The 20,743-nt window shown below is 62.9% G+C and carries 23 protein-coding genes and 4 pseudogenes; 16 read left to right on the forward strand and 11 right to left on the reverse strand.

All coding sequences use genetic code 11. The annotated features are described in order from the left end of the window. Positions 1 to 195: 195 nt before the first annotated feature. Together GTW25_RS15935 and GTW25_RS15940 are read right to left on the reverse strand one after the other, a co-directional pair. Positions 196 to 927: pseudogene (locus GTW25_RS15935) on the reverse strand (MFS transporter); the annotation flags it as partial. A 7-nt stretch (positions 928 to 934) separates the two neighbouring features. Further along, positions 935 to 2,076, reverse strand: a protein-coding gene (locus GTW25_RS15940) for an IS3 family transposase (RefSeq protein ID WP_252913197.1) whose coding sequence is annotated in 2 segments (ribosomal slippage) — positions 935 to 1,827 and positions 1,827 to 2,076 — 1,143 coding nt in all. Because the reading frame shifts where the segments join, the coding sequence is not laid out codon by codon here. A gap of 35 nt (positions 2,077 to 2,111) precedes the next feature. On the opposite strand from GTW25_RS15940, the gene GTW25_RS15945 reads away from it, so the two are divergent. Beyond that, positions 2,112 to 2,450, forward strand: a complete 339-nt coding sequence (locus tag GTW25_RS15945) for a helix-turn-helix transcriptional regulator (RefSeq protein ID WP_252913198.1) — start codon at positions 2,112 to 2,114, stop codon at positions 2,448 to 2,450. Positions 2,451 to 2,659: 209 nt separating this feature from the next. On the opposite strand, the gene GTW25_RS15950 is transcribed toward GTW25_RS15945, so the two are convergent. Next, positions 2,660 to 2,863 (reverse strand): hypothetical protein, encoded by a 204-nt coding sequence (locus GTW25_RS15950; RefSeq protein ID WP_252913199.1) that lies wholly within the window; start codon positions 2,861 to 2,863, stop codon positions 2,660 to 2,662. Between GTW25_RS15950 and GTW25_RS15955 the strand changes: the two are divergent. The 4 genes and pseudogenes from GTW25_RS15955 to istB all read left to right on the forward strand — a co-directional run. Continuing rightward, a pseudogene (locus GTW25_RS15955) lies at positions 2,841 to 2,993 on the forward strand (helix-turn-helix domain-containing protein); the annotation flags it as partial. The gene GTW25_RS15950 and the pseudogene GTW25_RS15955 overlap by 23 nt on opposite strands. Positions 2,994 to 3,138: 145 nt before the next feature. Further along, positions 3,139 to 3,351: pseudogene (locus GTW25_RS15960) on the forward strand (transposase); the annotation flags it as partial. Positions 3,352 to 3,953: 602 nt separating this feature from the next. Further along, positions 3,954 to 5,483 (forward strand): IS21 family transposase, encoded by a 1,530-nt coding sequence (istA, locus tag GTW25_RS15965; protein WP_252913227.1) that lies wholly within the window; start codon positions 3,954 to 3,956, stop codon positions 5,481 to 5,483. An 11-nt stretch (positions 5,484 to 5,494) separates the two neighbouring features. Then, positions 5,495 to 6,232, forward strand: a complete 738-nt coding sequence (istB, locus tag GTW25_RS15970; RefSeq protein ID WP_252913142.1) for an IS21-like element helper ATPase IstB — start codon at positions 5,495 to 5,497, stop codon at positions 6,230 to 6,232. On the opposite strand, the pseudogene GTW25_RS15975 reads toward istB, so the two are convergent. The 5 genes and pseudogenes from GTW25_RS15975 to GTW25_RS15995 all read right to left on the reverse strand — a co-directional run. Further along, positions 6,136 to 6,582 (reverse strand): annotated as a pseudogene (locus GTW25_RS15975) (NUDIX hydrolase); the annotation flags it as partial. The gene istB and the pseudogene GTW25_RS15975 overlap by 97 nt on opposite strands. 301 nt (positions 6,583 to 6,883) lie before the next feature. Beyond that, positions 6,884 to 7,366, reverse strand: a complete 483-nt coding sequence (locus GTW25_RS15980) for an ADP-ribosylglycohydrolase family protein (protein ID WP_252913201.1) — start codon at positions 7,364 to 7,366, stop codon at positions 6,884 to 6,886. Beyond that, on the reverse strand, positions 7,302 to 7,646 hold the full coding sequence (locus GTW25_RS15985) for a hypothetical protein (protein ID WP_252913202.1): 345 nt from the start codon (positions 7,644 to 7,646) through the stop codon (positions 7,302 to 7,304). Before GTW25_RS15985 ends, GTW25_RS15980 begins: the two co-directional genes overlap by 65 nt. Further along, the gene (locus tag GTW25_RS15990; protein WP_252913203.1) at positions 7,643 to 7,945 is read right to left on the reverse strand and encodes a hypothetical protein; all 303 of its coding nucleotides are present in this window, start codon (positions 7,943 to 7,945) and stop codon (positions 7,643 to 7,645) included. Before GTW25_RS15990 ends, GTW25_RS15985 begins: the two co-directional genes overlap by 4 nt. A 661-nt stretch (positions 7,946 to 8,606) precedes the next feature. After that, complete coding sequence (locus GTW25_RS15995) at positions 8,607 to 9,809, reverse strand: DUF1173 domain-containing protein (RefSeq protein ID WP_252913204.1); 1,203 nt, start codon at positions 9,807 to 9,809, stop codon at positions 8,607 to 8,609. Between the two features lie 238 nt (positions 9,810 to 10,047). On the opposite strand from GTW25_RS15995, the gene GTW25_RS16000 reads away from it, so the two are divergent. The 3 genes from GTW25_RS16000 to GTW25_RS16010 all read left to right on the forward strand — a co-directional run bounded on the left by GTW25_RS16000 (position 10,048) and on the right by GTW25_RS16010 (position 12,503). Then, the gene (locus GTW25_RS16000; RefSeq protein WP_252913205.1) at positions 10,048 to 11,238 is read left to right on the forward strand and encodes a DUF932 domain-containing protein; all 1,191 of its coding nucleotides are present in this window, start codon (positions 10,048 to 10,050) and stop codon (positions 11,236 to 11,238) included. A gap of 387 nt (positions 11,239 to 11,625) precedes the next feature. After that, positions 11,626 to 11,967: a hypothetical protein gene (locus tag GTW25_RS16005; protein ID WP_252913206.1), complete on the forward strand. Its 342-nt coding sequence runs from the start codon at positions 11,626 to 11,628 to the stop codon at positions 11,965 to 11,967. A 131-nt stretch (positions 11,968 to 12,098) separates the two neighbouring features. Beyond that, positions 12,099 to 12,503, forward strand: coding sequence for a hypothetical protein (locus tag GTW25_RS16010; protein ID WP_252913207.1), 405 nt, complete (start codon positions 12,099 to 12,101; stop codon positions 12,501 to 12,503). 201 nt (positions 12,504 to 12,704) lie between these two features. Here the strand turns inward: GTW25_RS16010 and GTW25_RS16015 are convergent, their stop codons facing one another. Then, the gene (locus GTW25_RS16015) at positions 12,705 to 13,094 is read right to left on the reverse strand and encodes a DUF5615 family PIN-like protein (RefSeq protein WP_252913208.1); all 390 of its coding nucleotides are present in this window, start codon (positions 13,092 to 13,094) and stop codon (positions 12,705 to 12,707) included. Then, the gene (locus GTW25_RS16020; RefSeq protein WP_252913209.1) at positions 13,091 to 13,711 is read right to left on the reverse strand and encodes a DUF433 domain-containing protein; all 621 of its coding nucleotides are present in this window, start codon (positions 13,709 to 13,711) and stop codon (positions 13,091 to 13,093) included. The genes GTW25_RS16015 and GTW25_RS16020 overlap by 4 nt, the downstream gene beginning before the upstream one ends. A gap of 184 nt (positions 13,712 to 13,895) precedes the next feature. On the opposite strand from GTW25_RS16020, the gene GTW25_RS16025 reads away from it, so the two are divergent. The 7 genes from GTW25_RS16025 to GTW25_RS16055 all read left to right on the forward strand — a co-directional run bounded on the left by GTW25_RS16025 (position 13,896) and on the right by GTW25_RS16055 (position 19,684). Next, a complete protein-coding gene (locus GTW25_RS16025) occupies positions 13,896 to 16,037 on the forward strand; it encodes a ParB/RepB/Spo0J family partition protein (protein WP_252913210.1) in 2,142 nt (713 codons plus the stop codon). A gap of 74 nt (positions 16,038 to 16,111) precedes the next feature. Further along, a complete protein-coding gene (locus tag GTW25_RS16030; RefSeq protein WP_252913211.1) occupies positions 16,112 to 16,588 on the forward strand; it encodes a UCP036055 family protein in 477 nt (158 codons plus the stop codon). An 83-nt stretch (positions 16,589 to 16,671) separates the two neighbouring features. Next, positions 16,672 to 17,064, forward strand: a complete 393-nt coding sequence (locus tag GTW25_RS16035) for a hypothetical protein (protein ID WP_252913212.1) — start codon at positions 16,672 to 16,674, stop codon at positions 17,062 to 17,064. Between the two features lie 136 nt (positions 17,065 to 17,200). After that, a complete protein-coding gene (locus GTW25_RS16040) occupies positions 17,201 to 17,806 on the forward strand; it encodes a DUF1419 domain-containing protein (RefSeq protein ID WP_252913213.1) in 606 nt (201 codons plus the stop codon). A gap of 11 nt (positions 17,807 to 17,817) precedes the next feature. Next, positions 17,818 to 18,255: a hypothetical protein gene (locus GTW25_RS16045; protein ID WP_252913214.1), complete on the forward strand. Its 438-nt coding sequence runs from the start codon at positions 17,818 to 17,820 to the stop codon at positions 18,253 to 18,255. Positions 18,256 to 18,348: 93 nt separating this feature from the next. Then, positions 18,349 to 19,062 (forward strand): hypothetical protein, encoded by a 714-nt coding sequence (locus tag GTW25_RS16050; protein WP_252913215.1) that lies wholly within the window; start codon positions 18,349 to 18,351, stop codon positions 19,060 to 19,062. Positions 19,063 to 19,261: 199 nt separating this feature from the next. Then, positions 19,262 to 19,684, forward strand: coding sequence for a hypothetical protein (locus GTW25_RS16055; protein ID WP_252913216.1), 423 nt, complete (start codon positions 19,262 to 19,264; stop codon positions 19,682 to 19,684). A gap of 33 nt (positions 19,685 to 19,717) precedes the next feature. Here the strand turns inward: GTW25_RS16055 and GTW25_RS16060 are convergent, their stop codons facing one another. Then, on the reverse strand, positions 19,718 to 20,101 hold the full coding sequence (locus GTW25_RS16060) for a hypothetical protein (protein WP_252913217.1): 384 nt from the start codon (positions 20,099 to 20,101) through the stop codon (positions 19,718 to 19,720). A 369-nt stretch (positions 20,102 to 20,470) separates the two neighbouring features. On the opposite strand from GTW25_RS16060, the gene GTW25_RS16065 reads away from it, so the two are divergent. Continuing rightward, complete coding sequence (locus GTW25_RS16065; protein ID WP_252913218.1) at positions 20,471 to 20,650, forward strand: hypothetical protein; 180 nt, start codon at positions 20,471 to 20,473, stop codon at positions 20,648 to 20,650. The last annotated feature ends 93 nt before the right edge of the window (positions 20,651 to 20,743 follow it).

Consider the following 20,743-nt stretch of genomic DNA (forward strand, 5'->3'; position numbering starts at 1 on the left):
TGCTGGAAAGCCGCGGCTCGGTCAATGGGACGGCAAGTCGATCCAATCGCTTTTCCGCGCCGATGTGCACACGGCGCGGATCGCCCCGGTGCCGGAAGCGCGGCTGCTGTTCCCGGATCCACGGGTCGACTATCTGAGGAACGAGGCTCAAGAACCTTGGGGGCACCTCCACAAACTGAAATTAGCACGAGCTGATATCCCCCAGCTCATCCCGTCGTTGAGGTTGTTGACCAGCCCTGCCTGCGATGCCGCGAAGAGGTTGCGGTCGCGGAAAGAGGTCAGCGCGAATACCTCCCGGAAGCCGATCGAAGCCGTCTCGCGAGGGCTGTTGTCCATCTCGAGGCGGACATGGTCGCGCGTGTCGCGCACGAGCAGAACGGATAGCGCCGTTCCGATGACGGCATATCCGATGCCGAGGTAGATCGGCACGGGGCGCAGTCCATACTGGCCGGCGAGATAGCCCGTTAGGAAGGCCGTCAGGCCGACCGCGAGATAGCCGGCGAACTCGTTCAGACCTACGGCAAGGCCGCGCGACTTCGGCCCAACGAGATCGACCTTCATAATCACGGTCATCGACCAGGCGAGGCCTTGGCTGAGGCCGAGTAGGGCGTTGGCGGCGATCACCCAGTTCCAGTTCGGCGCCCACAGGATTATGAAGGGGACGGGAAGGCCGAACAACCAGCCCAGGATCAGCACGCGCTTCCGGCCCCAGGTGTCGGCCAGTTGGCCCGAGACGAGATTGGCGAACGCCTTGACCACGCCGAAGCTGACGATGAAGGAGACGATAAGGGTCGTCGACGCGATCCCGAACTCCTGCGACCCGATCAGCGGCGCCACCGTCCGCTCGATCCCGACCATGCCGACGACGAAGGCATTGATCAGCACCAGCAGCGCGAACTGGCCTGCTGCCGGTTTTTCGGACACCAGGTTAAGCTTACATAGCTTGGTCCTCGAACTCGACGGGGCTCAGGTAGCCCAATGTCGAGTGCCGTCGCCGAGGATTGTAGAAGCGCTCGATGTAGTCGAACACGTCGGCCCTGGCGTCGTCCCTCGTCCTGTAGACCTTGCGGGCTGTCCGCTCAGTCTTGAGCGACGAGAAGAAGCTCTCCATCGCAGCATTGTCCCAGACGTTGCCCGACCGGCTCATCGAGCAGGTGATGCCGTGGTCTGCCATCAGGCGCTGGAACTGCTCGCTCGTGTACTGGCTGCCCTGGTCGCTGTGGTGCAAGAGGCTGTCCGGCTTTCCTCTGCGCCAGATCGCCATGATGAGGGCGTCGGTGACGAGCTGAGCTGTCATATCCGCTTTCATCGCCCAGCCGACGACGCGCCTTGAGAACAGGTCGACGACGGCCGCAACGTAGAGCCAACCTTCGGCAGTCCAGATGTAGGTGAAGTCGGCGATCCACTTCTGGTTCGGTGCCGACGCCTCGAAGGCGCGGTCGAGGAGGTTGCCCGACACAGCTGCACGCTCGCCGGTATCCTTCGGCAGCCCACGGCGGCGCGGCCGGGCACGCAGCCCGTTCTCCCGCATGAGCCGCTCGACACGATGGAGGCCGCACGAGAAGCCCTCAGCCAGCACGTCGTGCCAGACACGACGGGCACCATAGGTACGGTCGCTGCTCTTGAAGCTGAGGTCGATCTTCGTCACGAGCACCTCGTCGTGCCGCGAGCGAGCACTGGGGCTGCGGTTGAGCCAGGCATGGAAGCCCGAGCGGGAGACATCCAGCGCCTCGCACAGCCATGCCACCGGCCAGATACCCCGGTGCCTCGCAATGAAAGCGAACCTCATGTCACTTCCCTCGCGAAGTAGGCTGCGGCCTTTTTTAGGATGTCGCGCTCCGCCTTCAGCTTCGCCACTTCCTTGCGCAGCCGGTCGATCTCCTGCTGCTCCGGCTTCATCAGCCCATTGCCGGGAAAGGCATGCTGCGGATCGGCACCGAGCTCCCGGATCCATTTGCGAAGCACGTTCTCGTGCAAATCCAGATCACGGGCAGCCTGCGCCACCGCAACGCCCCGATCCTTCACCAGCCTCACTGCCTCAAGCTTGAACTCGCGGCTGAACTTCCTTCGTCGCATTCCCACTCTCCAGTTCCGTTAAACACCTTATCTCGGTGTCCACGAAACCGGCAGCAGGCCACTACACCTGCCGCGCGCTCAACGCCCTGCACACCAGGCCTTTCTTCCAATGGACGGTTGAAACGCTTGCGCGAGAAGTCGGGCTATCGCGCTCTGCTCTTGCTCGCCGCTTCCACAAGCTGCTGGGCATGTCGCCCATCCACTATCTGGCGACATGGCGCCTCCACCTCGCCGCCCAAGCGCTGCGAGAGAGTCGCGAGAACATTGCCGCGATCGCCGAGCAGGTGGGCTACGGATCGGAGGAGGCGTTCGGCAGGGCTTTCAAGCGCTGTTTCGGCTCCTCGCCCGCGGCTTGGCGGAAGTCACAAGCTTGAGGGTCTCACTCGGACATCCGCAGATCAACCGCCTCAAGACCCTCAAGCGCGCAATGTACGGCAGGGCAGGTCCCAAACTGCTGAAAGCACGGAATGCGGTCGACGATCTGCACCGAGGCGTCGACCAGCGCGCGGATTTGACCTCATTTTCGCGCAGCACCTCCGCTGCGCGATGGACGCTTGGGCGGCAAGGGGCCCGACAAATCACGTCATGGCGGAATGCCCGCTTTGTCGAGTCCCTCAAGATATGTGGCCAGATGTGTTTCGTCCTTCACATAAAAGAGCCGCTTGCGTGCCAGCTCGCAGGTGAAACCCGGTTTGCGCTCCAACAACTCCGCCACCGCGGCCTGCCGCTCATCTTCAGGCTGCAGGTGGAAGGAGTGTAACGTCATGGATGAGCGGCTGAAGTTCATCGCCCGGCTGCTGGACGGCGACAAGATGGCGGCGCTGTGCCGGGAGTTCGGCATCTCTCGCAAGACCGGCTACAAGATCGTCAATCGCTACAACGACAGCGGCCTGGAAGGGCTGACGGATCGCTCGAAAGGATTCGAACCTTTCACGCCGAGTCGCGGACGAGACCTGATCCTGAACCCTCCGCGATCCGGACGCCAGCCGGACACGACAAAAAGCCCCGCCAGGCGTGTGAACTGACCCCCCGAAAGTTGGACACGACTTTCGGGGGTTTTGCATGTCGAAGCACAGTGAGGATCTGAAGCGCTCGATCGTCGAGCGGTGCGTGAGCGGCGCGGACAGCTCTCACAGCGCCGGCCTGCCCCATGGCATCGACCCTGCGACGGTGCGCAAATGGGTGGCGCTTTACCGGGCGCATGGCGCGGCCGGGCTTGCGAAGAAGTTCAGCCACTATGATGCGGCGTTCAAGCTGTCGGTGCTGCGGCGGATGTCCTCTTCCTCGGGACGGGGATTGCGCTGACCGTCGGCTTTAAGTTCTATTACACCGAGGTTACCCAGCGCTGGACATACTCGGACCTTATGCCGCTCGTGCCTCCATTCGGGACTGGGCTGAGTCCGCTCCTCCAGTGGATCGTGAATCCCCCGTGGCCGCTTTGCTCGCGGCTTCCCTTGTTGTCGTATTCCTTCTGCTCTATCCGATCTTGTAGCCAATACAGCAAACTTGTTGTGGATGGATTGAATACGCCTAACCGCGGTAGAGTCGATTGTAGCTTGAAGCGCCGAATCGCCACGCCCGTTACGGGACGTAGGTCGATAATTTACCAACAACGTTACGCGAACCGCCTCGACAGCTTCAGCATGAGCGAACCACCGCAGGGCATCGATTTCTTCCACCTGACTGCAAATTCCGACGGAAGTCGCCCCCCGATTCCGAAATGATGTCGCCCCCTCGTTCCGAGAATTAGCCGCCCCCTGATTCCGAGATGATGCCGCCCCCTGCGGCGGTGTTTTGGACCGGTGCTCTGCTGGTGAATTGTTCCTCCCTTTGGCCTTGGCTTGGGAAGGAACGAAATGCCTGCGGAGAGAGTGACGATGCGGCGTGTCCGCGAGATATTGAGATACCGGTTCGAGGAGGCGCTTGGCCACAAGGCGATCTCCTATCGGGTTGGCGCCGCGCCCTCGACGGTGCGTGAGACGCTGCGAAGGGTTGAGGCTGCCGGACTGAGCTGGCCGCTGGGTGATGACATCACCGACACCGACCTGGAAGCCGCGCTTTACAGGGCGGCCGGCACGAAGACGGGTCACCGCCGCAGCGTCGAGCCCGACTGGGCGCATGTGCATCGCGAGTTGAAGCGCAAGCATGTGACGCTGCAGATCCTTTGGGACGAATATATCGAGCGCCATCCCGACGGTTACCGATACAGCCGTTTTTGTGACCTCTACAGGGGGTGGGCGGCGAACCTGCCGGTGACGATGCGCCAGAACCATGGCGCGGGCGAGAAGCTGTTCGTCGACTATGCCGGCGACACGGTGACGGTGGTCGTCGATCGGTTGAGGGGCAAGACACGCCAGGCGCATCTGTTCGTGGCGGTGCTGGGTGCATCAAGCCTGTCCTACGCGGAGGCGCGCTGGAGCGAGACGCTGGCCGACTGGCTGGGCTGTCACGTCAACGCGCTGGAAGCCATTGGCGGCGCGCCGGCGCTGCTTGTTCCCGACAACGCCAAGGTCGCCGTCATCAAGGCCTGCCGCTACGATCCCCAGGTCAACCGGAGCTATGCCGGGATGGCCGATCACTACGGCAGTTCGGTGTTGCCGACGCGGCCGCGCCGGCCACGCGACAAGGCGAAGGTCGAGGCCGCTGTGCGGATTGTCGAGCGGTGGCTGCTGGGTCGTCTGCGGCACCGCGTGTTCCATAGTCTTGCCGAGGTCAACGCGGCGATCGGCGAGTTGCTCGCCGATCTCAATGACCGCCGGGTTCTGCGCCGGGTCGGGCGCACACGGCGTCAGTTGTTCGAGGAGATCGACCGTCCGGCACTGCGGCCGCTGCCGGCGACGCGATATGTCTATGCCGAATGGCGCGTGCGGCGCGCCGGGCTCGACTATCACGTCGAGATCGACCGCCACTACTACTCTGTGCCTTGGCGCTTCGCGCGCGAGCAGATCGAGGCTCGCATCACTGCCACCACCATCGAGCTGTTCCGCAAGGGCGAGCGTATTGCCGCTCACATGCGCTCCAGCGGCAATGGCCGGCACACCACGGTTCCCGAGCACATGCCGTCCTCGCACCGCCGCTTCGCCGACTGGACGATCGAGCGGATCACCAGGGAGGCCTCCGCGATCGGCCCGGACGCGGCCCTTTTGTGCGAGAAGATTCTGGCCGAGCGGCCTCATCCCGAACAAGGCTTCCGCGCCTGCCTCGGCATCATCCGACTGGTCAAGGGGTTCGGCCGCGAGCGCGTCAACGCCGCGTGCGGCCGCGCGCTGGAGATCGGCGCGCGCACCTACGGCTCCGTCCGTTCCATCCTCGACAACCATCTCGACCGGGCCTCGGCATCAGGACCACAGCCGTCACGCGATCCCATCGACCATCCCAACATCCGCGGTTCCCGCTACTACCACTGAAGGAGAAGGCAATGCTCGCACACCCCACCCTCGACCGCCTCAACGACATGGGCCTGACCGGAATGGCCAGAGCGTTCAATGAACTGGCCGCCAATGCCGAGGCCGAACGGCTCTCGCATGCAGAATGGCTGGCGCTGCTGCTCGACCGGGAATGGAGCTGGCGCCACGACCGCAAGCTTGCAGCCCGCCTGCGCTTCGCCAAGCTGCGCCATCAGGCAGTCCCCGAGGATGTCGACTATCGCGCCGACCGCGGCCTCGACCGGACCCTGTTCGTCAAGCTGATCGCCGGCGACTGGATCGATGCCCATGACAATCTGGCCATCTGCGGGCCGTCGGGCGTGGGAAAGAGTTGGCTTGCCTGTGCGATCGGCCACAAGGCCTGCCGTGACGACCGCTCCGTCCTCTACCAGCGTGTCCCGCGTCTGTTCGCCAATCTCGCGCTCGCAAGAGGCGACGGCCGCTATGCGCGTCTGCAGCGCACGCTCGCCCGCGTCCATCTGCTGATCCTCGACGATTGGGGTCTGGAGCCGCTCGACAACCAGGCCCGCCACGATCTCCTCGAAATACTCGAGGATCGCTACGGACGGCGCTCCACCATCATCACCAGCCAACTGCCCGTGTCGGCCTGGCATGACGTAATCGGAAACCCAACCTATGCCGACGCCATCCTGGACCGCCTCGTCCATAACGCGCATCGCATCGATCTGACCGGCGACAGCATGCGCCGGAAGGAAGCCCGAAATGCTTGACTCGGACCCCTGACGAAAGGACAACTCAAACTGCCAGCCAGGCCCCGGCCCCAGGGGGCGAGATCATCTCGGAATCCGGGGGCGCAATCAAATCGGAACAAAGGGGCGGCTTCGTCGGAATCGGCAACCTGACGACGCAGGACAACCCCGTCAGTCACGGAGCAGTGGAAGATTTTTGCAGGCTGCCCGTCGTGATCGAGGCCGTGCCGTTCCTTATAGACAGAATCGTAGATGTACTCGGAGCGGATATTGAGCGGGACGATTGAAGCCAGTTGGGTGGCGTCCAGCCCGGGTTCCTCGGTCAGTTCGCGCTCAACTGCCTCGGCTGCCGTTTCGCCGCCCTCTACGCCGCCTCCCGGAAGGGTTCAGCAGTCGTCCTCATAGCCGTGCGGCCGGATCAGGAGAACGCGGGTGTCCGTGACGACCGCACGCACCTTGCGGCGCAGACGAAGTCCTTCGATGGTCGCGAATGATGTCATGTTGGCTCCTTATTTCACGCCGGCGCCTTAACCATCTCGGCCTCGCAATCAGCTTAACGGGCTGGCGAAGGATTCATTGGTGGTAAAGACTGCCTGACCATAGGCGGCGCCATCATTTGGCAGATCGATGCGCTCTCGATGATCATCTGTTCGGCAACAGACAAGCGGGAGATCATCTCGCGACGGCTTTATCGAATCGAACGAGCACCTCGAGTAAGTCTTGGCTGAGATGCGCGCGCGCCTGCTCCGCGACGGAAACGGGAACTCCGTGGATGGCTTCGGCCACGGCGCCCGCTATGCAGGCAAGTGTGTCCGTTGTCGCCTCCGAGCAGCACGACTGTGCGTACCGCTTCGTCCCAATCTCGCGAATCGAAAGCCGACGCCAGTGCAGGGGCACGGTTCCTGCGGCGCTTACATCGAATCCGCCACTGATGAAGGCGACCCCGGGCCGCAGGTCGTATCCGAATGTCCGCTCCGTTTCGTGGCGCACATTTTCGACGGATTTGCCATGCCGGAGATCGAATATTGCCCTCGAGACGGCTTGAGCGGCGCGGACAGCATCCGGATGGTTGTGACTCACGATGGCCTGCCTAGCGGCCAGTTTGTCCACGTCGTCGACATCCTTCGCAATCCATCCGGCCGCGACCGTACGCATCGGCGCGCCATTGCCCCCAGCTGCCGTAGGCCGAAGCGCCCGGAGACATCGCCCAATCGATGAACATCCCGCCGTAACCCGCATCGGGGTGACGTCGAACGAAACGGCGCAGGGTCTCCGCGAAATCGTCTCTGCGCAGGATGGCGTCCGCGACCGCGAGGAGGCATACGGTATCATCTGTGACGCGGCAGTGCGGATGGAACAGCTCGAAATCGGCTGGCGGTGCAGGATGTCCCTCGAAGCGCGAGCCGATAATAGCACCTGCGATCGCGCCGATCACGACAGGTCAAGCTTCCTGGTGCTCTCAATGTACCGCGGCAGGACGGATTCGAATTCCGGGAAATAGCGGGAGATCACGTTGATATCAAAGCGGGAGAGGATCGACTCCTTCGGCTCGTGATCGAGGAGGAAATGAAAAGCGGCCTCGACAACAACAGAGGGTTTGTAGTCCCCGCTTGTCATTCTATCGAAATCCGCGCGGGAAAGGCTTACCAGATGCTCGGTTGCGCCGCCGCCGTGCTCGACCCTCACCTCGAACTGCAACGGGTCGCCGTAGTCGATTTGCGCGACCGTGATCATAGCAAGCTCCTGGATGCCCGACTTCATGCTTTCGTACCGGAAAAAGGCCTTCCTCGTCCAGTTGGCGAAGATCTCGTCGTTTTGCCCAGTACGCTTCCGAATCCCGGCATGCCGCTCTTGTAGACTTTGCCGACGACGGCGGGACTTTCCTTGTTGATCCGGAACAGCACGCCATTAGGGTGATGCGTGGGCCTGGTGGTGATCGCTCGTGCCCTCGCGCATCGTGTCCTTCAGCGCGTTCCGCAGGGTCGGGGTCCTTGTCCCGAACGATCCGGTTTTCCGCGACTACGGCCGCAATCCCTATGCGAGCTACGACACCGCTTCGGTTCCGTTCCTCTATCGGGCAGATCTACCCAAAAACATTCCCGCAATGGCGAGGGTCGCTTTATCCGACCGGCGCTTCGGATATCAGCGATATACTCTGATCGATGGATTCAGCCTGGAACCTCATCATCCTGCCTCTAGGGTTCGGGCTGCTCGAGACAAATGGTGCTTGTCCAATGCGGATAAAGAAGGATGGCCTGGAAGTACCCAGCGTTCGCGGCGGCTAATCTAGGCGCCAATTCGATAACGATCCCCTAGATACCCCCGTCTACGGCACCGTTCTTGACTGCGGCGCTTGGTCAGCGCCGACCCCGGTCGCGGCTCGAATGGCATATCCTCACCGAACCATGAGAAGCGGCATTTCCCCATCGGCCACCCGCCACGTCCATGCATCGACTTCCGGCCGCGATGCGATGAGCTCTTCGAGCGCTTCCTCGTAGTCTCGGTCCACCGTGGGCGGAATAATATAGAGGGCAAGCGGACGCGACTGACGCTGCAGCATTGCCGCTGCGCTCGGCCGCTCAGCGAGCAAGCTGTAGCGCAGGCCCTTCACGCTTCGTGTGTTCAGCTTGGCGAGCGCATCGATCAGCTTCTTTTCGTGGACGGAGTCGTATGGGATCCAGTTCTCCGAAACCACCATCAGCGCCATCTCTTCTATCCTGGCCAGCCCTGTCGGAGTGAGCCCGAAGGTCCCGATCGCCATCAGGTGGGAAGCTTCGTCAGCACCCCAGAGCATCAGTTCATTTTCGAACCGCGTCCGAAGCCTTCGATGAAACTCTTCATCCAGCATGAACAGGAAGTCGGGCATATGCTTGACGATCAGGCGATGTCCGGTTCGCGTCGGCAAGATATCCTTGACCTCGCCAAGCAGGATCATCAGTTTTCGAGGTCCACTCTTTGGCGGCAATGCGGGCGCCAGCGCCTCCGCCCGCCGCTGCTCGATCGCCGCCTTGTCAGTGGCGCGAAAGGATTCGGGCACGAACAGCACATCGCTCAGCGTGCCGCCCTTTACCGTCATCTGCCTTGCAGCCTCGAGCAGATGCCATCGAATGTTCCACCAATGGCGCTTGCCGGCCCATCGCGACGTCCAGGATGTCAATTCGGCCTGGTGCCAGAGATAGTGGAGAAGACTGCGCAGCGTCAGTTTCTTCGCCTCGCCAGCCACACTGTCGGCGCCGCCGGCGCCAGCAACAGCAACAGGGGTTGTGCGGGCACCCACCTTCGACAGGCTGAAACCGAGCTTGAGTGCCGACAACCCGCTTTCGGGGTCGACCTGAATCGCACTGCCCATCAGAACGCCAAGGCCCGAAAGTTCGTCGGGCGGCTCATAAGACGGGCATGCAGGATCGTGCCCGCCACCGGTGAGAGGCATCCGCTTGACGAGGTATTGATCCTCCACCTGCGCAATGTACATCGCAAGACCGGGATCCATGCACATGCATAGAGGTCGAATCCTGCGCCGATGAGCGTCGGCTAGAACCGTCTGAAGATCAGACGCCGATTCGCCGATAATCCTGTCAGCAATCCTGAACCGTCGCATGGCCTCCATCGCTCTGGGTGCCGCCGCAATCCCGTATCGCTATTGGTTCACGGTTTCCCCGATGACGCAACGGGATGGTCTCGGGCCGAAATGAGGAGGGTACCTGGCGCGTACGTGCTGCGTCGGCGCTTCAACCTGCCGCGGGCGGCGCCGGCAGAGGAGGGAGAGGGGCGGCAGGGCGTGGCGGCGGGCCGAGGACCGGGAGAGAGGCTTCCGGCACCCGCTGCGGAGAACAATCATGCCCCAGATGGAAATTCAGGCGCCGGCGCGCGTTGCGCGCAACGGCTACAAGGTCGATGTCAGCCGCGGCCAGCGCATCGGCCGTGTGTCGTCGGAATGGTTCAGCCGCCCGGCCGATGAGCGCTATTTGTCGCTCACCGACCTCCACAATTCGGTGAAGCGACGATCCGAACGCAGCAAGACCCGCATCGTCGAAAACGAGGCAATCCGTGTCGAAGCAAGCCGTGACGACCCCGAACGCCTGAAGCTGATGCTGCCTGGCGCGGACGCACCGATTGCGCCGACCCACTGGAGCTTTGGCCAGCTCGCCAGCCTCGTCGGGGCGCCCGCCAACTATCTGCGCCAGCTTCCGGCACCGCTCGCCGGCATCAACCTGCAATACGGTCTGACCTCGCATCGCGCCGAGCAGGTCAAGACGCTGGAGATCGAGAACGGCCGCTGCGAGCTACGAGCGGTTACCGGCCCGGACTACGGCAGGATTTTCGATCACGAACTGGTCGAGGCCGTGCAGAAGATCGCCGGCAACGGCACCGGCGACACACGTTGGAAGGTGCCTGGCGTGCTCGACTGGTCGACAAGCATCTACAACCCGCACGCCGACATCACGAAGGATACGACAACGCTCTATGCGTCCGACCGCGATGTCTTTCTTTTCCTTGTCGACGATCTCAATCCGATTGAGGCAGGCAAGCTGCCCGACGGCTCGCCCGACATTTTCTTCAGGGGGTTTTACTGCTGGAACTCCGAAGTCGGAGCTCGCACGCTCGGGATCGCCAGCTTCTATCTGCGGGCCGTGTGTCAGAACCGAAATATCTGGGGCGTCGAAGATTTCGAGGAGATCGCGATCCGGCACTCCAAATATGCTGCCTCCCGCTTCGCCCTTGAAGCCGAGCCGGCATTGATGCAGTTCGCGGAATCCTCGCCCATGCCATTCGTCAACGGCATCAAGGCGGCGCGCGAGCGCATCGTTGCCCGTGACGACGAGGATCGCGCGGCGTTCTTGCGCAAGCGCGGTTTCTCGAAGGCCGAAACGACGAAGATCATCGATACCGTGCTCACCGAGGAAGGCCATCCACCTGCCTCCATCTTCGATTTCGTGCAGGGCATCACCCGGGTCGCCCGCGACAAGCAACACCAGGATGTGCGGCTCGAAATGGAAGGGAGGGCCAAGAAGCTCCTAGCCAGCTGATCCGTCACGGGCTGGTGATGCCGTACGTCGCGTCGCCCGTCTTTCCATGATGGTCGCATCAAAGGCGCCGCCCTCCGAGCACGAGGGCGGTGCCTTCTGGCGTGACACGGGTCACGAGTCGAAAGGTGGGCTTTCGGCCGCCCGTTGCGGAGACGACCGATGAATGACCCAAGCCACCAGCCGACACACGTCCTGTCGTCGTCCGGCGGGTCGCGACGCTGACGACCGCAGGCAGGGAGGGAGGGGCATGACCGAGCCCTCGCTTCCGATGCGGCGTTCGCTCGCCATCGTCTGCTCAGCGACCACGCTCGACCGCCCGAATGGCCCGATGAGTCAGGATCTGCGCAGACCGGCTCTTGAGAACGCGCCGACGGCCGGAGGCCGACCATGATGATTCATCACGAGGCGCGGCGGGCGCTCGCGCGCATGGAAGATCGCCTGCGCGAAACGCGCCACAATCTTTACGAACTCGAGCGGTTCCTTCGTGATCGCGCCGAGGCCGAAACCATCAGCTCGCGGCCGAAGAAACGGCGATACAACCGCCGAATGACGAACTGGGCCGGTGCGGACGAGCAAGCCTATTGCCAATTCCTGGCCCGGTTGACCGACAGCGCCGCGGCAGATCTCGATCGGCTACGCGGCAAAGTCGAGCGTCAGGACGCGGCGATCGAGGCGCTGCGCGAAAAATACCGCGTCAACGCCGAACGGCCGATCTTCTCTCACCTGTAAGCGACCGTGGTGTCGTCGCCACCAGCGCCATCTCCATGCGGCATCGCCATCCCCTCTGATCGAGGGGGTGGCTTTTGTCGTGACGGCTTTTCCGGTCGGGACCCCTCGCCAGCCGTTGCGGAGAAAACACCATGCTTAAACGAACAACCGCCGCCGACTATTTCGCCGACATTGCGGCTGCCCTGACTACCAAAGGCGGCCATCTTTCCATCGGCCGCGGCGGCTTCACGCTGCACTATTCCGATGGCGCGATGCTCTCGGGCTATGGCTGCGAGCAGATCAAGGCGCAGTCGATCGCTGCCGGCCTTCCGGTCATCGACAGCCGGAATGTCGATTTGGATATCGTGCTGCAACTGACGCTGGGAGGACCGCTCGTGGCGGTGGGGCGCGACCCTGAACCCGCGCCCTGGCACGGCCTATCCTACGCGCCGCTGCGCGCAGTCGCCGCTGATTATGCCGCGGCCGGCGCCGAAGTCTGGAACATCCCCGGCATCGAAACGATGGCGGCGCCGGCCAAGAGGAGGACCGGACCATGAGCGGCCGGCCCCTTCTCCAGCTCTACACCACAATGCACGAGTTCGAGGAACTGCATGCACGGCAGGATCGGACACGCAGCACGAGCAAGACCGTTACGGTCGAACGCCAGGCGCTGATCCACATTCTCATGGATCATGCCCGCATGCTTGAGGCCCTGCGCAAGGTTGGCCGGGTCGATATAGCCGAGTCGAGCGAGCAAATCATCGTGGCGGAAGATCGAAATTCTCGATCGTCACGGTCCGGTCCGCCGCGACGGTGATCTCCAGCACCTGGTTCCACGCCTCTTCGCCGCCGAGTTCGGAAAGGGCGAGATCGAACAGCCTGATCTGAAGGTCGAGACTCATCAGCCCGGGCGCCGTATTGAAGGTCACCAGTCCGACATGCAGTTCCTCGCGGCCGTAAAGGCCGCGGAAGTCCGCCGTGTTGTGCGTGACCAGGACATAACCATCATCCACGGCGCGGCGCGTCACGGCATGGTCCTTCGCCCCGGCGAGGCCCAGCCAACGCACATGATTGGACTCGGCGTAGCCGCATTCGCGCGCCAGCTTTGCCAGTTCGGGACTCAGACATTCGTCGATCAGGAACTTCACGAAGCCGCCGGCAGATCGCCAAGACGGATAGTGCGCGACGATTTTGCCGGGGAGGCCCGCCAGGCCGGCTTTGTCGGTGGCCGTCCTCGACGTGGATAGGCAAGTGCATAGTCCGCTGCGAGTTCGATCTGCTTAAGCCCGAGTTGGGGGTAGGCTGCATGAACAGCCTCGGCCGTGTCGCCATTGGCAAGCATGTCGGCGATATCATGTACAAGCACGCGCGTGCCGGCGAACACCGGCTGACCGCCAAGCACGCCCGGCTCCCGCGTCACCATCGCATTCGCCTTCTTCAGTCGGCTGAGCCCGGCCTTTACCTCTGAGGCGATAGGCTTCAGGTCGACCTTGAGCGGGTCAGCGGCGACAACCGTCGCGGTATCACTTGTGATCGCGCTCTCGACGATGCGTCGCCGGGCCGCCGGCGTCAGCGTATCGGCCGTCAACCAGGCGAGACGAAGCCCGACCAGCCCTGATTGAACGATGACGCGGCTGCCGCGGCGCGTCTCGACACGGCCGCGCAGCAAGCCTGCATCGATGATGCGATGTACCTGCTTGAGCGGCACCGCCGTCACCGCGGCCGCCTCGTTGGCGGTAAGGACTTCGCTATTGAATCCGGGCATGACTATAATCCTTCCACGATCATGGAATATATATAGCCGTGCTTCCCCCAACAGTCCAGCCTCACGCTTCGCGAGCCTTCTGCGCTGGCGCGAGGCCGGGAGGCAGAGGGGGGAGGGGGAGGTTTCGTGACGGGCCAGGAGGTTCGGGGAGAGGCCCCGGGCCGCCCGTCGAGGAGACCTGATCATGGCAAAGGCCATTCAGAAGATCGCAATGAACGCCGCGGAGAACATCCCCTACGACAAGCTCGTCCTGTCGCAGAAGAATGTCCGCCGTATCAAGGACGGCGTGTCCATCGAGCAGCTTGCCGACGACATCGGACGACGCAAGCTGTTGCAGAGCCTGAACATCCGTCCTGTTCTTAACGAAAGCGGAGAGGAGACCGGCACATTCGAAGTGCCGGCCGGGGGTCGCCGATATCTCGCGCTCGGCATGCTCATCAAGCAGAAGCGCCTGGCAAAGACCGAAGCCATTCCCTGCATCGTCAATCGGGCGGCAACCACCTCGTCCGAGGAAGACTCACTCGCCGAGAATGTCCATCGCGAGAACCTGCATCCACTCGATCAGTTCCGGGCCTTCAAGGCTCTGGGCGACCAGGGCCTCGACGTCGAGGAGATCGCGGCCCGTTTCTTCGTGTCGGCTGCGACCGTGAAGCAGCGCCTGAAGCTTGCCTCGGTCTCCCCGAAGCTGCTCGAACTCTACGAACAGGATGAAATCCGCCTCGAGCAGATCATGGCGTTCTCGATCTCGGACGACCATGCGCGTCAGGAGCAGGTCTGGGAACGAGTTTCCAGCTCGCATATGCAGGAGCCCTACTACATCAGGCGCCTGCTGACGGAGACCACGGTGCGCGCCGACGATCGACGCGCCGTCTATGTCGGCGCAGAAGCTTATGAGGCGGCCGGCGGCGTCATCCTGCGTGACCTCTTCGAGCAGGATTCCGGCGGCTGGTTCCAGGATGCGGCTCTTCTCGAACAGCTGGTCTTCGACAAGCTGAAGGTGGATGCCGAAGCCATCCGCGCCGACGGCTGGAAGTGGGTCGAAGCGGCGATCAGCTTTCCCTATGGCCACACCTCCGGCATGCGGCGCGTCTATGCCGAGCCGGCGGAGCTGAGTGCGGAGGAGATCGCCCGCTACGACGCCGTGAAGGCCGAGTACGACAAGCTCGACGCCGAATATGCCGAGGCCGAGGACGCCGACGAGGAGATCGAGAACAAGCTTGATCAGCTCGGTGCCGAACTTGACGCCTTCAGCGATCGTCCCCAAGCATACGATCCCGCCCAGAAGGCCATTGCCGGTGCGTTTGTCACGCTCGGCGCCAATGGTCAGCTTCAGGTCGAGGCAGGGTTCGTCCGACCCGAGGACGAACCACGGGTCGAAACGGACGATGACGAGGAGGCGGACGGCGAGGATCGCACCGCTCCGCACGACGACAGTGCCGATGGCATCGTCGTCAATGGCCGTTCCGTAAACGGTGCATCCGACGGCGCCGAAGAACCTGAGGACGAAGGCGTCAAGCCGCTGCCCGACCGCCTTGTTTTCGATCTAACCGTACAGAAGACGCTCGCGCTACGCAATGCGCTCGCGAGCGATCCTGACATCGCCTTCGTCGCGGTCCTCCATGCCCTCGTGCTGCAGGTGTTTTTCCGGTTCGCCCCGGACAGTTGCCTCGAGATCAGCATGAAGAGCAACAGTTTCGGTCAGGTCCAGGGTCTTGCCGAGACATCCTGGGTGAAGGAGATCGCCGAGCGGCATGAAGCCTGGGACAAGGATATGCCTGAGAGCGATAAGCTGTGGGACTTCCTCCTCGGTCTCGACGAGGCGAGCCGCAAGGCTCTGTTCGCGCACTGCGCGTCGCTCTCGCTCAACGCCGTCGTGGAGCCTTGGAACAGGCGGCAGGGAGCGCTCGCTCATGCCGATACACTGGCCACCACGCTTGGCTTCGACATGGTCGCTGCCGGTTGGGAGCCGACCGTCGACAATTATCTCGGCCGCGTCACCAAGGCTCGGATCGTTCAGGCGGTTCGCGAAGCCCGTGGCGAGGACTCCGCGCAACTGATCGACCACATGAAGAAGGACCTCATGGCACGTGAGGCTGCCCGTCTCCTCGAAGGATCGAACTGGCTGCCGGAGCCGCTGCGTCTCGAAGCGAGCGAGGCCGTTGTCGACATCAGTGAGGACGCCGTCGGCGACATTCCCGGGGAACCCGATCTCGACACCGATGCGGCCGAATTGCCGGCCTTCCTCGCCGGCGATGCGGACGCGGTGGCCGATGAGTCGACGTCCAGCGCCGACGAAGCGACGGACAGCCTTCAGGCCGCCGAGTAATCGACCTCCCGATCCGCACAGGGCCCGGCACATTCGCCGGGCCCTTCCTGTTTCCAGACTTGGAGAAACCCGCAATGTCCGCACATATCATCCACGACGCCGCGCACCTAGGCAGCACCATCCGCTACAGCGACGGCGCCGCGAAACCGCCATCGCGCTTTACGAAGAAGCTCGCCGCCTGGGAGAGCCGCAACGGCGTCGGCCGCCTCGTCAAGAAGGAACCGCCGCAGACGCGCACGACCTATTGCTCGCCGGCCTGTTTCACCCTGCACGAGGGTGATTTCGGGCAGGGCGGCATCATCGTCGTTTCGGTCAGACGCACCTATTCCGTCGACAGCAACCTGCGTTTCGAGATCGTCGAGCGTCCCAGGATCGGCATGGTCCGAGTCCTGCAGGCGCTCGGCGACAGCCCGGAACTTCTACATCTCGCTGAGAACCGCGAGGCGGCCGAACGCTGGCTCGCCAGCAACGCCTACAGCCGAGCCTATCTCGAAGAGGTCACGGCCGACGAGGTCGGCGCGGATGTCGTCGAGGGCCGCACGGCCGCCTGACCTTTCACCTCGGAGAACCAACGATGACCGGTCCGGGATCGCGCTAGCGATCGCCGGGCCTGTTCCGTTTCATGGGGATCGACATGTTCGACTGGAACAGAAGCTGCTCCTATGACGAGCAGCAGAAGAGACGTTTTCACACGACGGCCCGTTCGCGGTTGAAGAAGCTCGCCGCGGAGCTTGCACTGCCGCCGGGCAGCTATGACCTGCGCTCGAACAAGGCAGGCATCGCGGTTTCCGGCGAAATCACCCTGCACCATGACCGCGCTTACATCCAGGTTGGCCAGTTCGGGCTGTCATCGGGCCACGGTATCCTGATCCGGACCTGCAAGGGTCGCAAGGACTATACAGGTGGGGCCAATCACTTCGTCGCGCTCGGCATGCTCGACGACATCCCGGCGCTCGCCGCAGCCGTGCGCGCCGTCACCGGCGTCGGTCGAGACGGTGCTCTTTCAGCCAGCCGTCGCGCTGCCTGAACCTGGCAGACGTCTGACGCCGATCACGACCGATCCCAGTGACCACGTCAAATTCATCCTGAGCCCGGCCATCGCGCCGGGCTCAGTCGTTTCAGGTCGCGCACCACGCCGTCGACCTGCGCTCAGGAGGAACCCCATGACTTCACACCCACCTTTCCGGAAGGTGCTCCACGGCGTCGCAACGCGCGAGCAGATGTTCCACCTCTTCAACCGACACAACGACACTCCTGGTGTCGATCCTGTTTCCGGCACGCCTTACGCCGGCGAGTGGCTCGAGATTGCCGCCGAACAGTACCACTTCATGCTCGCTCTCCTGCCGCCGCTTTTCATGCGAACCGGCATGTTCGGCATGTCGGAATTCAAGGCTGGCAACGTCACCAGCGTATTTTTCGCGATCAGGATCCGTGGCCGCGAACGCTGGTTCCACGGCTTTTGCGACCTCTCCGACAAGCACAGCCCCGATACGATGCGGGCGGCCATCATCGCCCACGAGACGGGATCGGCCGACAGCATGACCCGCGAGGAAAAGCTCGAGGCAATCTGGAACGCCACCCGTCCGGACTTCAAGGGTATCGCCGGCGAAGCCAATCCCCATGCATGGCCCGGCGAACACCACGGCAAGCGCACGATCCTTATCGACGGAGGCCGCCACGGCACGATCCTGAAATTGCTCGGGGACCTCTCGGACGAGGAGATCGACAGGTGCATGCCGGCGATCCGTGCACGACGCACTGAAAGGTGAGGAGTTCAATGATGCAGCCCCGTCGTAAGCAGCCACGATCGGCCGCGACAAATGCCAATGAGGCGCATTCGACTTACACCGCCGGCCTGGGCGTCCCTGATCGTCGCCGATACCGACGCACACCGCCCGGTGCGCCGACGGTCGCCGATCTCGTCCGACCCGGAGACAAGGTCGCGACCTCATACAGCACCGGCGGTGTCGTGATCGCGGTAAAGGAGTATTTCTACGCGGCGCCAACCGGCGAGACGCTGTCTCATTTCACCATCGTCTATGTGCCGCCCGATCGGGCGGCGAAGGTTCGCGATTCCGACCGTCACTGGATCAATGAATGTGTCGCCGTCGGCGACCGCATCCTGATGCTGTTCGAGGCCAATACGGACGAAGTCTTCGTCGTTGACCGAATCCGACCGGCCGACACGCGACCGTCCCGGACCATTCTGATCTCATAGGCGCCTCGACGCATGCCACCACGCTGCACCGGGCGCGCCGGCACCTCGGTGATCGCAGGCGCGTACTCGATTGATTCACGAAAGGAACCCGCCATGGCCAAAAAGACCTTCTTCGCCGCCTTCGTTATCGACGAGGAGGCGTACACGCCGGAACCCGGTCCGGTGGATCGCCACTTTGTCGTTGCCGATCTCGCACAATCGAGTTTTGGCGAGCAGTACGGCGTTTCGAGCTTCATCGTCTGGGAATCCGTCGAAGACCTGATCACCGACCATCGACAGCAAGGCCCGATCACGGTCGACTATCTGCTCGGCGAGGACATCTGCGCCGACTCTGTCGCCGTCAATCGCAACACGTCGGAGAAGGGCGTGGTGACACCGCTGGCCGCTCCCGGCCCGTCCTTCCGCGATCACCTGTCGCCCGCGATGCGTGACACGCTCGCCTTCGAGTATTTCGAAGTGAGGCCCTGCATCGAGCGCGATCGTCAGGTGACGTCCTACCGCGACGAGGATGAGTTCGCTGACGAACTCGCCAGGACGCAGAAGGGCGCCAAGGAGTTCCGCGCCTTCTGGTCCCTTTATGGCGTGGACAGAAGCTCCACCACCGCGATCGGCGACTTCATCTCGAAAGACGCTGCCCATGAGGTGATGAACGCGATCCTCGCCGTTCCGGCGGCGGTGCGCAACGCTGTCAGTGCGGAGATTTCCGCTCGACGCCAGAACGGCGCCGCCGTTGAACAAGCTGCACGATCTGCGGCCGATTGGCTCGACGACATGATCAACCAGTCCTCGAGCGATCAGCGGATCTGACGGTCCGCCTGATCACCTTCTTCAAACCCGCCTCTCGATGCCCGGCCTCGCCGGGCTTTCGCATTTCTGGGGCCGTACACGCGGCCTAGTAAGGGAGAAACCCCATGTCACGCCTCAATGATCCGGAGAACTTCCGCGGCCGCGTCAACTATGCGGCCAAGATCATCGCCTATCGCACGTTCACAGCAGGAGCATGGCAATGCCCAAATTCACCGTAGAAAGCACGTACCATCTGCCCGTCTATCGGCAACGCACCTACGATGCCGCGACGCCTGCCGAAGCCTGTCGTCAGGCCATCGAAGACGACGACTGGTCAGCCGAAAAATTCGACTGCGAAATGGCCGGCGAGACCTACGTCACCGGCATCTGGTCCGGTGCGGATGCCGTCTACCGTGCCGACTCCGTGGCTGTGCCATCGCAGTTTCACGAGATGGTTCAGCGCAAGGCAGGCCACTTCCAGGAGTTGTTCGATCAGCTCGCCTATGTCGCCCAACCAATGGGCCTGTCCAGGACCGACTTCGAGCGCTGGCTGCCGACGGCAATTGCCGCGGTCGAGAAGGCAAAGGCAATCATCGAGGAACGCCGTGATCCCTATGAGCAGACAGAGCCACCAGGGTCATGAGCAGCACCGCCGCACGACCAGGAATCCGGCAGTTCACCGACGAAGGGCTTTTGGCAGCCGTCGCTTCCAACGCTGGCCACGCGGCAATGCTGGTTCGTCGCGACGCCTGGCACGTTTTCGAGACGACCGCGCAGGTTCCTCGGCAGCGCCTTCCGTCACGACATCAGTGGGATGCGCTTCTGCATGGGTCGCATCGGCAACGGCATGCGCATCACCGTCGTCGGATGGAGCGTCGATGGCGGACTCGCTATTGTTAGCACGGTTGACCTCGACGACCGGATCGGGATCGCGATCCCCGGCCGGCTCAAGAATCCCCTCGGCAACAGCCAAAGGGTCTGCGGCTATAACCGAAAGGTCCAGGTCGCCCCAGATCGATCGCCGGTTTGCAAAACTGCCGCGCTTCTTCTTCACTTCCACGACGAAAGGTCGCGTGGGCCGTCTCATAGACAGGTTCCTTGGTGAGAATCGATCCGTTTGCCCGATCCACCGATCATCTACTTCGGTCAGGCGCAGCCGTCCACCGGGCATATCGACGGTGTCAAGATGAGGACGATCCGCTCCGTCTGGTCGAGGCTTCATCGCTGAGGCGCGAAACATGAACCACCGAAGTACGGCTACCGCCCCGCTCGCCTGACCGAGCCCTCATGTAACAACCCCCAAAAGACCTCCTTTGCCCGCTCTTCGTTCCAGTCGCTGGAGGGAGAGCGGGGCCGTGAGGAGTGCGGCCGGCCGGGGCACAGAGAGTGCCGGCGGGGTCGGACACTCTCTTCCGCGAAGGACATCTCCATGAACATTGTTTCGACCTCATCGGCCGTCGCCCGGACGGCCGCTCCCCTTGCAGCACCGGCACCCGTTGCCATCGACAACGCTCAGGCGATCGACCAGGCGGCAGTGCTGCTTCTTCCCCTTCTCGAACAGGGCAAGCCCATCACCGTTCCAGTCGCTGGAGGGAGAGCGGGGCCGTGAGGAGTGCGGCCGGCCGGGGCACAGAGAGTGCCGGCGGGGTCGGACACTCTCTTCCGCGAAGGACATCTCCATGAACATTGTTTCGACCTCATC

Source organism: Aliihoeflea aestuarii (genome assembly GCF_024105665.1).
GTDB classification, from domain to species: Bacteria; Pseudomonadota; Alphaproteobacteria; order Rhizobiales; family Rhizobiaceae; genus Aliihoeflea; species Aliihoeflea aestuarii.

Coding starts and splice junctions, on each gene's coding strand:
- GTW25_RS16055 (WP_252913216.1), top strand. CDS start 19,262: ATGCCCAAATTCACCGTAGAAAGCACGTACCATCTGCCCGTCTATCGG.
- GTW25_RS16065 (WP_252913218.1), top strand. CDS start 20,471: ATGAACATTGTTTCGACCTCATCGGCCGTCGCCCGGACGGCCGCTCCC.
- GTW25_RS15950 (WP_252913199.1), bottom strand. CDS start 2,863: ATGAACTTCAGCCGCTCATCCATGACGTTACACTCCTTCCACCTGCAG.
- GTW25_RS15995 (WP_252913204.1), bottom strand. CDS start 9,809: ATGCGACGGTTCAGGATTGCTGACAGGATTATCGGCGAATCGGCGTCT.
- istA (WP_252913227.1), top strand. CDS start 3,954: ATGCGGCGTGTCCGCGAGATATTGAGATACCGGTTCGAGGAGGCGCTT.
- GTW25_RS16035 (WP_252913212.1), top strand. CDS start 16,672: ATGTTCGACTGGAACAGAAGCTGCTCCTATGACGAGCAGCAGAAGAGA.
- GTW25_RS16045 (WP_252913214.1), top strand. CDS start 17,818: ATGCAGCCCCGTCGTAAGCAGCCACGATCGGCCGCGACAAATGCCAAT.
- GTW25_RS16030 (WP_252913211.1), top strand. CDS start 16,112: ATGTCCGCACATATCATCCACGACGCCGCGCACCTAGGCAGCACCATC.
- GTW25_RS16020 (WP_252913209.1), bottom strand. CDS start 13,711: ATGCCCGGATTCAATAGCGAAGTCCTTACCGCCAACGAGGCGGCCGCG.
- GTW25_RS16010 (WP_252913207.1), top strand. CDS start 12,099: ATGCTTAAACGAACAACCGCCGCCGACTATTTCGCCGACATTGCGGCT.
- GTW25_RS15990 (WP_252913203.1), bottom strand. CDS start 7,945: ATGATCACGGTCGCGCAAATCGACTACGGCGACCCGTTGCAGTTCGAG.
- istB (WP_252913142.1), top strand. CDS start 5,495: ATGCTCGCACACCCCACCCTCGACCGCCTCAACGACATGGGCCTGACC.
- GTW25_RS16000 (WP_252913205.1), top strand. CDS start 10,048: ATGCCCCAGATGGAAATTCAGGCGCCGGCGCGCGTTGCGCGCAACGGC.
- GTW25_RS15980 (WP_252913201.1), bottom strand. CDS start 7,366: ATGCGTACGGTCGCGGCCGGATGGATTGCGAAGGATGTCGACGACGTG.
- GTW25_RS16005 (WP_252913206.1), top strand. CDS start 11,626: ATGATGATTCATCACGAGGCGCGGCGGGCGCTCGCGCGCATGGAAGAT.
- GTW25_RS16040 (WP_252913213.1), top strand. CDS start 17,201: ATGACTTCACACCCACCTTTCCGGAAGGTGCTCCACGGCGTCGCAACG.
- GTW25_RS16025 (WP_252913210.1), top strand. CDS start 13,896: ATGGCAAAGGCCATTCAGAAGATCGCAATGAACGCCGCGGAGAACATC.
- GTW25_RS16050 (WP_252913215.1), top strand. CDS start 18,349: ATGGCCAAAAAGACCTTCTTCGCCGCCTTCGTTATCGACGAGGAGGCG.